This is a genomic window from Bradyrhizobium sp. NBAIM18, from assembly GCF_020193825.1.
GTDB lineage: Bacteria > Pseudomonadota > Alphaproteobacteria > Rhizobiales > Xanthobacteraceae > Bradyrhizobium > Bradyrhizobium yuanmingense.
Genome location: NZ_JADYVO010000009.1, coordinates 132,404 through 146,861 on the forward strand (window position 1 = coordinate 132,404; position 14,458 = coordinate 146,861).

Annotated in this window: 11 protein-coding genes; 5 read left to right on the forward strand and 6 right to left on the reverse strand. The window is 61.3% G+C overall.

Annotated features, from left to right (window positions below):
* Nucleotides 1-105: 105 nt before the first annotated feature.
* Both I6F17_RS21180 and I6F17_RS21185 read right to left on the reverse strand, forming a co-directional pair.
* Nucleotides 106-2,199 carry a response regulator transcription factor gene (locus tag I6F17_RS21180; RefSeq protein ID WP_225124348.1) on the reverse strand — a complete coding sequence of 698 codons (2,094 nt, stop codon included), beginning with the start codon at nt 2,197-2,199 and terminating at the stop codon, nt 106-108.
* Nucleotides 2,200-2,441: 242 nt separating this feature from the next.
* Nucleotides 2,442-3,317: an AraC family transcriptional regulator gene (locus I6F17_RS21185; RefSeq protein WP_225124349.1), complete on the reverse strand. Its 876-nt coding sequence runs from the start codon at nt 3,315-3,317 to the stop codon at nt 2,442-2,444.
* A gap of 194 nt (nt 3,318-3,511) precedes the next feature.
* Here I6F17_RS21185 and I6F17_RS21190 point away from each other — a divergent pair, with 194 nt between their 5' ends.
* Together I6F17_RS21190 and I6F17_RS21195 are read left to right on the forward strand one after the other, a co-directional pair.
* The gene (locus I6F17_RS21190) at nt 3,512-4,630 is read left to right on the forward strand and encodes an aldo/keto reductase (RefSeq protein ID WP_225124350.1); all 1,119 of its coding nucleotides are present in this window, start codon (nt 3,512-3,514) and stop codon (nt 4,628-4,630) included.
* A 70-nt stretch (nt 4,631-4,700) separates the two neighbouring features.
* Nucleotides 4,701-5,402, forward strand: coding sequence for a formylglycine-generating enzyme family protein (locus tag I6F17_RS21195; RefSeq protein ID WP_225124351.1), 702 nt, complete (start codon nt 4,701-4,703; stop codon nt 5,400-5,402).
* Nucleotides 5,403-5,520: 118 nt separating this feature from the next.
* Here I6F17_RS21195 and I6F17_RS21200 read toward each other — a convergent pair whose 3' ends face one another.
* Nucleotides 5,521-6,567 carry a lytic transglycosylase domain-containing protein gene (locus tag I6F17_RS21200; protein WP_225124352.1) on the reverse strand — a complete coding sequence of 349 codons (1,047 nt, stop codon included), beginning with the start codon at nt 6,565-6,567 and terminating at the stop codon, nt 5,521-5,523.
* Between the two features lie 695 nt (nt 6,568-7,262).
* Here I6F17_RS21200 and I6F17_RS21205 point away from each other — a divergent pair.
* The 3 genes from I6F17_RS21205 (at nt 7,263) to I6F17_RS21215 (ending at nt 11,187) form a co-directional block, all read left to right on the forward strand.
* A complete protein-coding gene (locus I6F17_RS21205) occupies nt 7,263-8,090 on the forward strand; it encodes a universal stress protein (protein WP_225124353.1) in 828 nt (275 codons plus the stop codon).
* Nucleotides 8,091-8,269: 179 nt separating this feature from the next.
* Complete coding sequence (locus I6F17_RS21210; RefSeq protein ID WP_225124354.1) at nt 8,270-8,419, forward strand: hypothetical protein; 150 nt, start codon at nt 8,270-8,272, stop codon at nt 8,417-8,419.
* 50 nt (nt 8,420-8,469) lie between these two features.
* The gene (locus I6F17_RS21215; protein ID WP_346656986.1) at nt 8,470-11,187 is read left to right on the forward strand and encodes a cation-transporting P-type ATPase; all 2,718 of its coding nucleotides are present in this window, start codon (nt 8,470-8,472) and stop codon (nt 11,185-11,187) included.
* A 177-nt stretch (nt 11,188-11,364) separates the two neighbouring features.
* Here the strand turns inward: I6F17_RS21215 and I6F17_RS21220 are convergent, their stop codons facing one another.
* From I6F17_RS21220 to nhaA, 3 genes are all read right to left on the reverse strand, one after another.
* Nucleotides 11,365-12,612 (reverse strand): glycosyltransferase, encoded by a 1,248-nt coding sequence (locus I6F17_RS21220; protein WP_225124355.1) that lies wholly within the window; start codon nt 12,610-12,612, stop codon nt 11,365-11,367.
* A 130-nt stretch (nt 12,613-12,742) separates the two neighbouring features.
* Nucleotides 12,743-12,976: a hypothetical protein gene (locus tag I6F17_RS21225; protein ID WP_225124356.1), complete on the reverse strand. Its 234-nt coding sequence runs from the start codon at nt 12,974-12,976 to the stop codon at nt 12,743-12,745.
* A gap of 8 nt (nt 12,977-12,984) precedes the next feature.
* Nucleotides 12,985-14,325 carry a Na+/H+ antiporter NhaA gene (nhaA, locus tag I6F17_RS21230; RefSeq protein ID WP_225124357.1) on the reverse strand — a complete coding sequence of 447 codons (1,341 nt, stop codon included), beginning with the start codon at nt 14,323-14,325 and terminating at the stop codon, nt 12,985-12,987.
* Nucleotides 14,326-14,458: the final 133 nt, after the last annotated feature.

Here is a 14,458-nt window from a genome sequence, read left to right on the forward strand (position 1 = left end):
CGTCCGCGATGGTTAACGCCAGCTGAGCCGCGGCGGTCGCGAGGGCGGCCGTCGAACGAAGAGGCGTCATTCCTCCTCTTGCTTTGGCAGCTCCTGCTTGGTCAGCTAGACAAACCAATCATGCACTGGATGGTGCTCAACGCCTTTTGCGCGATCGACCGCGCTCTGCTCTGCGTGGGAATGGCCAATCAGGTCTGCATCTGGGATCAGCGACAGTTCGGGATGTCCGGCGCGGTGCGGGCCGTGTTCTGCCGTGTCGGTGCCATAGCCACTCTCGCGATGATCCGAACCCTTGGCCGATGGCATATCGTTCCTGAAATGAAAGGAATCTCCGGCCCCGGGCGCGGCAGCCGCTTGTGCTGCACCGGCGCCGTGGTTCGCCGGGTCGTGGCCGTCAGCCTTTTGGCCCGCCTCTGCATGCGGATTTTGAGACGCGTTTGGATGCGCCTGGTGCAAGTCACGCTGCGATTGGCCGGAATTGGCATGGCTTGCGGGTCCGTCATCGTCGGCAAGCTGCTTGGCAGCTGCGAAACCGGGTTCCGAAGCGTGATCCGATTGTCCATGATGGGAGTCGTGCCCGGTCGAGCCCTGCTTGTCATGATGCTTTCCGGCCGGTGCGCCGTTTTCCGAACCATGCAAATCACGCTGCGATTGTCCACGAGCGGAATCGCCTTCCGGCGGACCGAGCTCGGTGTGCTTCTTGCCGGCTGCTGCGCCGTTCTCCGAAGCGTGCGATTGCCCCTGGCTTGATGCGTGGTCCGGCGGCCCGTGCTCGGCATTCGGCTTGTCGGCTGCTGCGCCGTCTTCCGAAGCGTGCAAATCGCGCTGCGCTTGTCCATGATCGCGTGCGTCGATCGCCGCTGCCTGTGTCGTGCCGCGTTCGGCATTCCTCGCGCCCGTTGCGGTCGCCTGTTCCAAGCCGCCATGATCGCTCAGAGCGTCGATGGCGCCGGATCCGATGTGAGGGTTGCCGTTGTCGCCGAAGCCGTCCTCGCGCGCGGCCGCATCGATGATCCGAGCTTCGTCGCCTCTGGCGAAGGCTTCGCCCCGGGCAGCCGCGAAGGCGAATGAATCATGGTGTAGTTCGGGATCGGGCCAGGGCAGCTTGTCGAAGCCGTCGAGGTTCGCATCCGGCCTTACGGGGTTGAGGGCGGCGAACGCGCTGGTGTCTGCGGAAGCCGACGCAAAGACGTCGCTCAGGCCGTCGGAAACCGTGAACGCCTGCGCGTGATTGCTGAAGAGTTCGTAAAGCGAGACTCCGACTGCCGTCATCATGAACGTGCCGGCGCTGCTCAAGCCCGCCCTTGAAGGGGTGAGTGGCGGCACTATGATCGTGTTGGCGACGATATCGGCTCGGGATTCGATGAGCTTGCTCCCCCGCGTCGGCGTGTCGGCAAGCGAATTCTCGACGCGGACGGCTTTGGCTGTTTTGCCCGAAGCAGCGTTCGCCCTTTGGGGGGCAATCTTGATCGTCACGACCGCGCCGGTGCCATCTGCGGTCAAGACCGTGACAGTGTCGGCATCCACAGTATCGCCTTCGGTCGCGCTGGCGGATCGAACGTCCTCGAGCGCCGCCCAAATCAGAGCTGCCAGCGCGCCGACCCCGCCATAGAGGCGCGTCAGGGCGAAGCTTGCGAGCTCCGTCCGGCCCTTGATGTCGAGCCGCGCGGATATGCGATCGATCCGAGCCTGAATGGCGCCTGGGGCGAGCTTGAGCTCGCGCGCAATCTCCTTGTTCGACATACCGCTGGCGACCAGACGCATGATCCTGCGCTCCTGGTCGGTCAGCGCTGCCAAGCCATTCTCGCCAGACGCGCCATTGCCTGCCTTGCGGGCCGCCGGGAGTGCGTTCGGCGCCACCAGCCGCAGCGACTGCAACAGGTTTTCGGGCTCCTCGCGCATCGGTATGGCGGTGCAGGCACCCGCTGCGACGGCGGCAGCGAGATCGCCGCGTGCGATCGATGCGGTGTAGAAGACCAGCCGTGTGCGAAGGCTTTCGGCGTTGACGGCGGCCAGCATGGCTGCGGCCGTCAGATCGGGAAATCCATCCTCGACAAGCGCGACGTCCGGCGCCAACGTCCTGATAGCTTCGAGGCAATCGGCTCCATTGATGCAGGACGCAACGATCTCGAAGTCACGTTCGGTCGCAAATAGCGTGGCAAAACCCTGCAAGACGATCGGACGGCGATCTGCGATCACGAGTCGGATACGACGCATCTGGTTTGGCTCGCCCGGCTTTCCCGTCTTGATTGGCCCAGCAAAGGCGGCCCGGCCTCAGCCGCGTCACCTTCAAGAGCAGCGCGGCAACGCGTGACACCCTCGTTGGTTCCACGAACTCGCCGCCAGGCCCCTGACGGAAGCGATGGGCCAACAACGGACGTGGTCGCCACCTGTATTCATAAGCCTCGCGAAACCAGGCCGTCAGGCGTTACTTTCCCCTGTCAAAGATGGAATGAGCGTCGATATTGGGATGGGCTCTGGCCGGTCATTGACCGGAAGACGCGGGCAAAATGCGCGGGACTGAGAAAACCGACGCGTAGCGCCATCTGCGCAACCGAAAGCTTGCTGCTCGCCAGCAGTTGTTTTGCCATCGCGACCCGCCGCGCATGGACGAATGCCAGCGGCGTCTGCCCGGTCGCTGCCCTGAATGCGCGATGGAAATGGCCTTCCGAGAGCTGCGCAAGATCAGCGAGATCGGCAATCCGAATTGTCGCGCTTAAATGCGCGTCGATGAATTCGGTGACGCGCCGTAGCCTCCACGCCGGCAGCTTGATCGATGTATCGTTCACTCTTGCACCACCGTATCGGCGTGCAAGGTATACAACGAGAGCAAGGCTCATCGTGTCGCAATAGATCGCGTCGAGACCTCCCTCCAGCGCGTCAACTCGTTCGAACTCCGCGAGCATGTTCCAGACAAAGCTGTCTTCCGAGCCCGACAGGGGGCCCAGTCCTTCGATCGATGCGCCGGCGATTGCTGAAATCTTGGCGGGGTCGAGGGCGATCGCTGCCCATCGCCAAGCCACATTGTGAAGCCGAAGCCGTCGTTCGCAGCCGGCCGGGAGAAATGAAACAGTCGACGGCAGATCGGGGCCGTCATAGCGATGCCCGCCATCGGCCGAGATCTCATGTCGCTCGGCGCCGCCGGACAGGGTCGCCATGATGAGATGATTTGGCGATAGGATGCGTCCTTCGACGATGGAGGTCATCGGCCGATACGCTGTTTCGAATGCGCCGTTCGCCCATTGGGTGCGCCGCCAGCCATCCGGCCGGGAACTCAAGCGATCGATTGTCGACGCATTCTCAATGACACGTTGCATCGTGACTTCCTGCGCAGCGACGTCGTCTGAATACACATACAAGCTTGGAACCGCAATTCCCTGCAGGCCGGAAAGGGAGCATCGTCGCGTCAGGATCCGAGTGATTTGGTCAGAATCGCGCGCGACAAGGCGAGAGGTCGATCCTTTCTATTGGCAGGCGACAAGTGCCGCAGGCGAAATCACGGAGATTTGCAATGGATAAGACACCACAGGATTGGCCGACGGCGACCGATCGCCGCCAGTTTCTCGGCGCCGCCACCGCGATGGGCGCCATCGCGGCGACAGCTGTTCACGCAACTGCAGTCGGCGTTTCGAGCGCCAGTGCGCAAGCGCCAGCCGGCACTGCATCGCGCGCGCCTGCGGCGGGGCCGGTACTCACCCGAACGATCGGCCGCACCAACGAAAGTCTGCCCGCGCTCGGACTGGGAACGTTTCTGACGTTTGACCAGCTGCCCGGCAGCAATCGCGACGCGCTGCGAGAGGTCACCAGGAAATATATAGATGCCGGCGTCCGGGTGATCGATACATCGCCGCTCTACGGTACCGGCGAGGTCAGCGTCGGTGGATTTCTCAGCGCGATGGGCGTGACGGACCAGATGTTCATCAGCAACAAGATCTGGTCGACCGGCGACTACCTGGCCGACGAAAGCCACGCCTTGGCCAGCATGGAGCAATCGAGGCTTCGGCTGTGGCGCGACAAGATCGACGTGCTCCACTGCCACAGCCTGGTCAATGTCGACGCGATCGTGCCACTGCTGCGCGTATGGAAGAGAGAGGGCAGGATTCGCTATGTCGGCGCCTCGGTCCACGAGAATGACTATCACAACGTTCTCGCAGGCTTGATCGACAAGCATCTGGTGGACATCATCCAGGTCAACTATTCGATCTTCAATCGTCACGCCGAGGAGCGTGTCCTTCGCGCGGCGAGCGACAAGGGCGTCGGCGTGTTGACAAATATGCCGCTGGAAAAAGGCCGCTTGCACAAGATCGTCGAGGGCCGGCCGCTGCCCGATTTTGCCCGCGACATCGCTGCGGAGAACTGGTCGCAGTTCTTCATCAAATGGGTCATGGGCCATCCGGCGGTGACGACCGTTCTTGCCGCGACATCGAACCCGGATCACGCGGCCGAGAATGTCGGCGCGCTGCGCGGTCCTCAGCCGGATCAATCCATGCGGCAGCGGATGGCACGGCATATGGAAAGCATTCCCGGCTTCGCCAATCTCGCGTCAATGCAATGGTATCCTGACAAGCAGAGCATGTACCAGGGCGTCATCCGCCGTTCGCAGGCGGCATTGCGTCAGCGCATGAGCTGATCGGTGAATGGCAGGCGTTGGGTCGGCGCCTGCCACGCTCACCTGGAGGCAATACAGGAGACGTTCGCACATGAAATGGTGCTCGATTGCTTTGCGATGTGGCTTGATGGCCGTTAGCGGCGTTGCATTCGCCGAGCCTGGCCAACGCGAGAATCTGGGCCAATTTGCCATCGACCGGACCGAGGTCACGATCGGCCTGTTTCGCAATTTCGCTGCTGACAAAGCTCTGAAGACCGCGGCCGAACAGGAAGGAGGCGGACACGAATTCGCGGACGGCTGGATCCGTCGCAGCGGCTGGACATGGGCGACTCCGTTCGGAGAACCGGGCAGCGAAGATGAGCCGGCGGTGCACGTGTCGTGGAGCGAAGCTCGTGAGTACTGCTTAGCCGTGGGCGGACGCTTGCCGACACTGGAAGAATGGGAGAGAGCCGCCTATACCGAAACGCGTGCGAATCCTACCGACGATTTCGCAAGTGGACGCACCTATCCTTATCCTGTCGGCGATAGACCTGACGGCATGAACACATCCGATAGAGATCGCTGGCCGCGGCATGCGCCGGTAGGTACCACCGCGCGGGGTGTCAACGGTCTGTACGATATGGGTGGCAATGTCTGGGAATGGCTTGCGGATCGGCGGGGCGATGAGGCACTGACGGCCGGCGGGTCGTGGTGGTACGGTGCGGACAAGACAAAAGCGTCAGCCGTACAGTGGAAATCGGCCGACTTTCATGCGGTGTACATTGGGTTTCGTTGCGTTTACACGGCCCAATAGCCCGTTCAGCTGAGGGTCCAACACAGCACCCGCGCCAAGAGCGGACTTGGTCTACCAGCTGGGGCCGTTCCTCCACCGCGGCTAAAGACCAAGCGAGCGCGGCGCTGCCACGACGCAATCATTGGCTTGCCGCCGCAGCGGCAGTCGCCACATACTTTGTGTAGAATTCGGCGACCCGGCCGCGCCACATGCCGACGAACGCCTCCGACGTCACGTTGTCGACCGATTTCCAGGTGCGCTTGAAGGCCGGAAGTGCATTGCCCCAAATCGCGCGTTTGCACCACCGCTCACCCTTCTCCTTGCCTTCGCTGGTGGCGCACATGGATTTCCATGCGGCGCGAGCGGGCTTGCTGATATGCTCGGCGGCGCCTTCCCAGCCCTGCTGATGGATCAGGTAGAGATCGCTCATGTCCGGCTTACGGTGGGTGATCCACTCGAACAGGACGCCCTCGGTAATGATCTTGTAGGCGGCGGCGACGGCGTTATCCCGCGGACTGCGAATCTGCCCGAAGCCGAACTTTCCGAACTCATAATAGCTCAGCTGAAACAGCCCGATATAGGACCCGGTGCGTTGATTGGGGTTGAAACCGGATTCGATCTTGGCAACCGCCATCATGAAATTGAAATCGAGACCAAACGCGTCGGCAGCGCGCTTGATCTCTTCGGTCGGCGTTCCCAGCGGAATGTCCCTGAACGCACGCAAGACGATCTCCGCCGGTTTCTCGGCGGGCGGCAGTTCGGACCAGACGTAGTAGGCCAGATGACGGAAATCCTGCGTCGGCGCCGCCTTCGAAGCACCGTTGGACGCATCGCGTTCCGGCGGCAGCGATTGGACGACATCCTGTCCCAACGACGCCAATTTCGGCGCGACGGGTTGATCGACGATCTCGGTTTCGGTGCGTGGCGGCGCCGGAGCTGTTGACATCACCGCGCCCGGCTCTGCTCGTTCTGCCCGAAGTGCTGCCGCAAGTCTGGCGGATGCCTCTGCGTAGGCGGCCGTCGTCACCACGTTCGTGGGAGCCGCCATGCTCGCTGCAGCCGGTATGCTCGCTGCCGCTTGCGACATGACATCGGGCACCGTCGCCGACGGTCTGTTACCGGCGGCCAGAAAGAGTCCCACGGATGCGAGAACAGCCACGATGCAGCTGGTCTGCCAGACCTTCATTGCCCGAAGTCCACCAATGGCTTCTGTAGGAAGGTTGTTCGCATGGTCCTGCGGCCTGTGGGTGAGTACTCTTCGTAGAAACTTAAGGTTTAAATGTGGTGAACGAGAGCGGGCTTTCTGCCTCGCACCCGATGAGTCCCCCCTTTGAGTCACAAGCGTTTCCTGGCGGAGGACGCTCGTGGGGGCGGCCAGGGGCGCATATGCTGCAAATGGGACCCGATCTTTGCGGCTTCCTCTCTACACCCCGCAACCGACGCGCCGACAACCACCGGGATCTTCGGCTACGGGCCAGAAGTGGGGCGCGTACAGGAGGGATACGTTGGGATCACACTAGCCACACCTCCTATTTCTCGCCGTACCGGCTACCCCACGATCCTGCATCCGAGCGACATCAGGTCGGAATGTCCGGGGTCGGGACAGATGCACCTTGTACCAGAGAAGCCAATCGGCGGCGCCTTCCACTCGCGGCACATAAGCGAGCGTTCAGCGGCCCGAGCGCGAGGTTTAGATTTTGAGATTAGAGGAACACCCACCGAAATATCTGGGTCGCACTGTTACTTGGCTATGCTGGCGGTTCGTAACCGACTTTGAAATGTGAATGCTCGTTGATCTGCATCATGAAACTTGCTTGATGTTCCTGTAGACTACCTACCGGTTCACAAGCAGAGTTGCGGCCCAAATCACCGGAGGGATCAATGCGCATTCTCCTTCTTCTCGGCGAGACGGAGTCCTCGCTTAGCGCCCGGGAGTTTGCATTCGATCTCGCCCGTCCTGGCGGACTATCTGTTTCCGGTCTCTCTGGTATCGATCTGTCTTCCCTCACTGTTCCAATGATTGGCGGGATTGGCGCGTCGGCATATCAAGCCAAGCTCGAGGAGACGCGGGGGCGGCAAGCGCGCGAGAATAACGCGCGGCTACACGCGTCATATGCTGAAGCATGTGATGCGAGGGGCGTCGAGTTCTCCTGGCTCTCTTTCGAAGGTGATCCGGCTGAGGCCTTCCGCGTTGCTTCCGAGACGCGAGATTTGATCGTCACCGGTCACGATACGACCTTTTCGGTCGACCGGGCTGCCTCGTTGCCGGAATTGCTGTCTAACCTTCTGTTGCTCTCGCCACGGCCAGTCGTCGTCTGCGGCGACGAGTATCGCCGTCCGCGCGACGTGTTGGTGGCATATGATGGCAGTCTGCCCGCCATGCGCGCCTTGCAAATGTACGCACTTCTGGGACTGTGGCGCGAGGCCCGCGTGCACGTGACGTCTATCGCAGCGGAATTGCAGCTTGCTACCCGACGCGCTCATGCTGCGGCCGACTTCTTACGTAGCCATGACGTACACTGTACAGTCGTTCCGATCGAGACAAGGGTGGACCCTTCCGAGGCGATCCGAATTGAAGTCGTTGATCGGGGCATTGGTCTGCTGGTGATGGGCGCATTTGGTCATCGCGGCTGGAGTAATGCCCTGTTTGGCTCGACGACGCGGCGACTGGTCGAGCGGCCGCCTTGTCCCCTGTTCCTCTTCCACTAGAACCGGCGTCCGTGCCCGTGCAGGTACGCGCCTTACACACCGAACAGATACACGGCAAATCGGGCGATGATAACCCAACCGACCGTGCCGCGGACCCGTGTCTCCGGCTTGTACAGCACCGCTATCATGAATATTCCCGTCATCACGACGGCCGCGGAAGCCCAGGCGGGCAGGAATGCATGTGTCGCCTCATCGCGGTGATCGCGTCGAGCCGTCTCTATACGCGCCGGGGCGCGACGCACCGCTTCAAGCTTGAGCAAATCGAGGAGGCTTACGACGTATGCGCCAACCAGCGCGAGCACGTCCTCGAAGTGGCGATCTCGCCCTGACAACGTAGCGGATAGCAAGCTCAACCGAAACACAATTCCAGGTCTCACAATTGAGCACGAACGAGCGCGAAGCACACTACCACGCAATGTCCGTGGAAGCGGTCCTCGCCGCTGTCGAGGCCCATGCGAGCGGGCTTTCTGCTCCCGAGGCGGCGCGGCGCCTAAGCCGGTACGGAGCCAACCGGCTTCCGGAACCGCCTCGACGCAGTGCGATCCTGCGTTTCTTCTCCCACTTCCACAACTTCCTGATTTATGTGCTGCTGGGCGCGGCAGCGATCACTGCCGCTCTCGGGCATCTCGTCGACTCGAGCGTCATCCTGGCGGTGGTGATTGCCAATGCGATTATCGGCTTCATTCAGGAAGGGCGCGCGGAACAGGCGATGGATGCCATCCGCCAGATGCTAGCTCCGAAATCCTCCGTGATGCGCGATGGCGAACGGCACAGCATCGATAGCGCCTCGGTCGTTCCGGGCGATATCGTGCTGCTGGAGGCAGGCGAGAGAGTTCCTGCCGACCTGCGGCTGGTAGAGGGGACCGGCCTCCGGATCGAGGAGGCAATCCTCACCGGCGAATCCGTACCGACAGACAAAGAAACGAAGCCTGTGGCAAGCGGAGCGATGATCGGCGACCGATCGTGCATGGCCTTCAGCGGGACGCTCGTTGCCGGCGGCGCCGGTCGCGGCGTGGCCGTGGCCACCGGAGCGTCAACCGAAATTGGCCGCATAAGCGGCATGCTTTCCCAAGTCGAGACATTGACCACGCCACTGGTTCGACAGATGGACGGGTTCGCGCGATGGTTGACAATCCTGATCCTGCTGATCGGCGGCGTGCTGCTCGTCTACGGCTATTTCGTAGGACACCTGCCCTTCGCCGAGTTGTTTATGAGCGTCGTCGGGCTGTCGGTCGCTGCAATTCCGGAGGGGCTACCAGCCGTACTGACCATCACGCTGGCCGTAGGTGTCCAGGCGATGGCTCGCCGCAACGCCATCGTTCGCCGCCTGCCGGCAATCGAGACGCTTGGGTCTGTTTCCGTGATTTGCAGCGACAAGACGGGAACACTCACTCGCAATGAGATGATGGTGACAACCCTGGCCAGCGCCGATCACATCTATTCGGTCGCGGGAGACGGGTATGCGCCCGAAGGCGCTATCCGACTCGCCGATGCGGACGTCGACCCGGTGGAGCATGAGCTGCTGCTCGAATTCGCCCGAACCTGTGCTCTCTGCAATGATGCGGCCTTGCACAGCCATGACGAAGGGTGGAAGGTCGTGGGCGATCCGATGGAAGGCGCGCTCAAGGCTCTGGCCGGCAAGATTACGCGCCAGGGCGCTGCGGCCTTCGCCGATTGGACGCGAACCGACACCATCCCCTTCGACGCCAAGCATCGGTACATGGCCGTCCTCCATCACGATCATGAAGGGCATGCCTGGATCCACGTCAAGGGCGCTCCGGAACGGATCCTTGCCATGTGTTCCGTTCAGCGGACATCAGATGGGAGCACTCACGCGATCGACGCGGACTACTGGCGCAAGCGGATGGACGACATTGCCGCGCAGGGCCAGCGCGTCCTGGCTCTTGCCGCACGTTCAACGGCGCCGGATCACGTTGTCCTGAACACTGCCGATCTCGACGGCCATATGGTGCTTGTCGGACTGATCGGCCTGATCGATCCACCTCGTCCGGAAGCCATCGCCGCCGTTGCGGAGTGCCATGGCGCGGGAATCGGCGTCAAGATGATCACTGGCGATCATGCCGGCACCGCAGCAGCAATCGCGCGCCAGGTCGGCCTTCAGCACCCCGGCAAGGTGCTTACCGGTGCCGATCTCGAGGCAATGAGTGATGCCGAGCTCGCGGCCGTCGTCGTCGATACCGACGTCTACGCGAGAACCAGCCCAGAGCACAAGCTGCGACTGGTGACCGCGCTTCAATCGCACGGACTGACGGTTGCCATGACCGGGGATGGAGTGAATGACGCGCCCGCACTCAAGCGCGCCGACGCTGGTATCGCCATGGGGCAGAAAGGCAGCGAAGCCGCCAAGGAAGCTTCCGATCTGGTCCTCGCCGACGACAATTTCGCATCCATCGCCGTCGCGATCCGCGAAGGGCGCACGGTCTATGACAACATCAAGAAGGTCATCAGTTGGACGCTGCCCACCAATGCGGGGGAGGCTACAACAATCATCACCGCGCTGTTTCTCGGCATGGCGCTGCCCGTCACAGCGGTGCAGATCCTGTGGGTCAATCTGATCACCGGGATCACTCTCGGCATTGCGCTGGCATTCGAGCCGACCGAAGAAGACACGATGAAGCGGGCGCCGCGGTCACGGAAGGAGCCATTGCTGACTGGCGCGCTGATCTGGCACATCATTCTCGTCTCCGCACTGTTCCTTGCGGCAGTCTTCGGCATGTACACCTATGCAATCGACAAAGGACATGCGCCAGACCTCGCCCGGACCATCGCCCTGAACACGCTTGTGGTATTGGAGATCTTCCATCTCTTCTTCATCCGCAACATCTACGGCACGTCATTGACCTTGAAAGCGGTGCGGGGAACGCGCGTCGTGTGGATTTGCGTGATCGCAATCACCCTGGCTCAATTCGCTGTCACTTATCTTCCACCGCTCCAGCAGGTGTTCGGCACGCAACCGGTACCCTTGTTCGATGGGATGCTCATCGTGGCGGTCGGCGCAGTATTCTTCGCGGTGATCGAGGCAGAGAAGCAGCTAAGAATTGTCTTCCAGAGGACCGAGCAAGCCCCGTATTCATGACGGGCGGCCTTTCACGTCTTGAATTGGCCAAGGTCCTGCACTGCGGTGGCGAGCACGCAGATGATCGGGAGGTGGTGATCCCAATTTAGCGCAAGCACCCCCTCGAACCGCGATGGGCATGATGAACGCCCGAGAAGGAGGAGCGAGCGGGGCTTGTCGGCGTTTGCAATCCGACCCTCAACTCAGAAGGTGTCGTCTTCTCAGAAAGCCAATCGCGCTGGCCACGCCGTCTTCGATACGGATCGCTTCGCCAAGCTTGTTCGCTCGTTGTTGCATCGACGGACTTCCGGTGGCCTCTGCGATGGCGGCGGCCAGACAGTCGGCTGAAAGGTTCCTCGCATCTATTGGTGTTGGTCCGACGCCCAAATCATCGATCCTCCTTCCCCAGAACGGTTGGTCGCCAAAAAAGGGACATATGACATTCGGCTTGCCGGCGCGAAGCGCAGCCCCCGTAGTGCCGGCGCCACCGTGATGGACGCAGGCTGACATGAGCGGGAATAACTTCGTGTGCGGCGCACTCTCTATGAAATGGACGTGACTGCCCCCGAGGTCGCCTTGAAGTGCACCGCCGCCGGTTGCCAGGACGCCGCGTTTCCCAGCCTTGGCCAGAGCCTCAAGCACGAGTTTCGTCAAGGACATCGGGTCGATACCCGGCATGCTGCCGAAGCCCACATAAACAGGCCGGTCCCCGCCCTCTATAAAGCGGTGGAGTTGCGGATCAGGCTGCCAGGCCTCGTCACCTCCCAGGAACCAGTACCCAGTCACGGCCACGGTATCCGGCCAGTCCGGCGGAACCGCTACGGTGTGCGGACTATAGGCGTAGAGCGTGGCGCTGGGCCGCAGCCTCTTCTCCGGCGTCTCTCCGAGATGGAGTTCGGTGGCCCGCCATTCCCCGATCATCCCGCGAAACAGAGCGTAGGCGCCGTGTGCCATCAGGCTGTGGGTGAGCTTGTTGAGCGGACCAAGCGAGCGGAAAGGCACCAGCGGGCTTGCGAACATTGCTGTAGGTGTGAAGCCCGGAAGGGGAGAAGCCAGCACGGCATTGCAGGATAACCTTTCCGCGATGTGCGGCGCCGCGATGGCCTTCGGGTGATAGATGATCAGCTCTGGGCGAAATTGCCGGGCCGCTAGCCATTCAGCGGTGAGCTGTTTGCGGCCAATCGGCCTAAACTGCTTCATCATCCTAAAGCCAGCCGTGAAACCGGCACTGCCCGTCATCGCCGCCTTGGCTACCGGGGTCTCCATAAGATCAAGATATTCACTCGGCAGATGCGCGAACGCGATGCCGCGGCTTGCGACGAACGATTCGAACTGCGAGGGCGCGGCGATCAGTACCTGGTGCCCGGCCTCCTTCAGACCGAGCGCCAAGGCGAGATAGGGTTGCACGTCGCCGCGCGTGCCGAGTGTATGGATTGCGACCCTCATGGTTCTACCATTGAGAAATGGATTCGGGCGACAACCGCTGCTCAGAAAAGCTTCTGATGACCCTTTGACCTCCGGGAAGGATCAAACCGCTGGCGCCCGATAGGTGTTTGCCCCTTTTCCCAGTCCACAGTTAGATCTCCCCGTTCTGGGTCGAAACAAGCCGAATGGCGGCATGCCGCTCGACGTTGGAGCGAACATATTCTTGCGCGGCCGAGATGAGATCTTCCACGGCGGTTTTGTTGTACAAAGGATGCTTCGGATTCAGATGCAAACCGGTTTCGACGATCATCACCTGGGTGATCCCCGTTGATAGAACCTCAACGGCGAATGATACGAACGATACGTGTTGAGCTTTGAAGGCCATTGATCTGCTCACCGCCATCGCGCGTAGATGGCGCCCCAACCGAGGCCCAGCGTGGCGGCAACAAGCGAGCCGAGGAGTACGCCCAGTTTCGCTGCCCTCAGTAGTGCTTCATCGGAGAAGGTCAGCATTGAAATGAAAATGGACATCGTGAAACCGATGCCAGCCAGCAGGCCGACCAGACAGACGCCGCCCCAAGAAACATCGGGAGCAAGGCGACACCAGCTCAGTCGTACCGCAACCCAGCTCGCGCCGACGACTCCAAGCGGTTTGCCGGCGACCAGGGCAATTGATGTACCCATCATCACCAATTGCCCCCCAGAAGCGAGATCAGCGCCGGTGATGCCGACTCCGGCGTTCGCCAGCGCAAAGACCGGCATGACGCCATAAGCCACCCACGGATGTAGTGCCATCTGCACTCGGGAAACCGGCGGCAAAATTTCGCGGTGAGCGACGCGAAGATCTCGCAGCGGTCGCTCTAACCGGTGCGGATCTTTCGCGTTCACTGCATCGCTGCTTCGCAACTGCTTTAGTACTCGCGACAGCACCTCCAGCGGTGGTTCACGCACCGGTATAGCGCGTGCGGGAGTTATCAGTCCGAGGACAACGCCTGCAAGGGTTGGATGGATTCCCGCCACCATGAAGCCAATCCATACCAAAGAGCCGGGCAGCACGTACAAGAGTGCAGAACCGATCCCAATCCGCTGTAATCCTAAGACCCCGAGAACGCCGATCGACGCGATGGCGAATCCGCCAAGCTGAAGGCCAGTGGAGTAGAACAAGGCGATGATCATCACTGCGATGATGTCGTCGATGATCGCGAGAGCCAGCAGCAAGACACGCACATTGACTGGGATTTTGCGCCCAAGCAGGGCAAGTACTCCGACAGCGAAAGCGATATCGGTTGCGGTGGGCACGGCCCAGCCTCGCACGCCCGCCGGGTCGTGGTTGAGGCTTAGATAGATCAGCGCCGGGACGATGACGCCACCGGCCGCGGCGATCAGTGGCAGAATGGCTTGGTCGAACCGACTAAGGGCGCCTTCATGGATTTCGCGTTTGATCTCCATTCCCACAACGAGGAAGAAGATGGTCATCAGAACGTCGTTGACCCAGAAATGCAGCGACCGTGAAAAGACGTAGTCCCCAAAGCCGATTGAGAGCTGAAGGTTCCAGAAATCGTGATAGCTGTGATCGAATCGAGAATTGGCCCAAAACAGCGCCGCTGCGGCGGCCACGAGAAGCGCAACGCCGCTGACAGCCTCAACATGCAAAAACCGATGGAGAGTGCTGAAGGCCTGTTCTGCCAGCCGCTGGGCTTTGGGCACATCGTCGAACGTTGGTCTATTATGCATGGGCGCACTCAATCCGCGTGGCGGCCCGACCATCGCTCGACCTGTCGCTGCTCAATGCAACGAGCACCCATGTGTCGTTATACAGAGCGATCGTGGCAATTCAACCTCGAAACAAGGGCCGGCGACAGGTCTG

Coding starts and splice junctions, on each gene's coding strand:
- I6F17_RS21185 (WP_225124349.1), bottom strand. CDS start 3,317: ATGCAACGTGTCATTGAGAATGCGTCGACAATCGATCGCTTGAGTTCC.
- I6F17_RS21190 (WP_225124350.1), top strand. CDS start 3,512: ATGGATAAGACACCACAGGATTGGCCGACGGCGACCGATCGCCGCCAG.
- I6F17_RS21195 (WP_225124351.1), top strand. CDS start 4,701: ATGAAATGGTGCTCGATTGCTTTGCGATGTGGCTTGATGGCCGTTAGC.
- I6F17_RS21200 (WP_225124352.1), bottom strand. CDS start 6,567: ATGAAGGTCTGGCAGACCAGCTGCATCGTGGCTGTTCTCGCATCCGTG.
- I6F17_RS21205 (WP_225124353.1), top strand. CDS start 7,263: ATGCGCATTCTCCTTCTTCTCGGCGAGACGGAGTCCTCGCTTAGCGCC.
- I6F17_RS21210 (WP_225124354.1), top strand. CDS start 8,270: ATGTGTCGCCTCATCGCGGTGATCGCGTCGAGCCGTCTCTATACGCGC.
- I6F17_RS21220 (WP_225124355.1), bottom strand. CDS start 12,612: ATGAGGGTCGCAATCCATACACTCGGCACGCGCGGCGACGTGCAACCC.
- I6F17_RS21225 (WP_225124356.1), bottom strand. CDS start 12,976: ATGGCCTTCAAAGCTCAACACGTATCGTTCGTATCATTCGCCGTTGAG.
- nhaA (WP_225124357.1), bottom strand. CDS start 14,325: ATGCATAATAGACCAACGTTCGACGATGTGCCCAAAGCCCAGCGGCTG.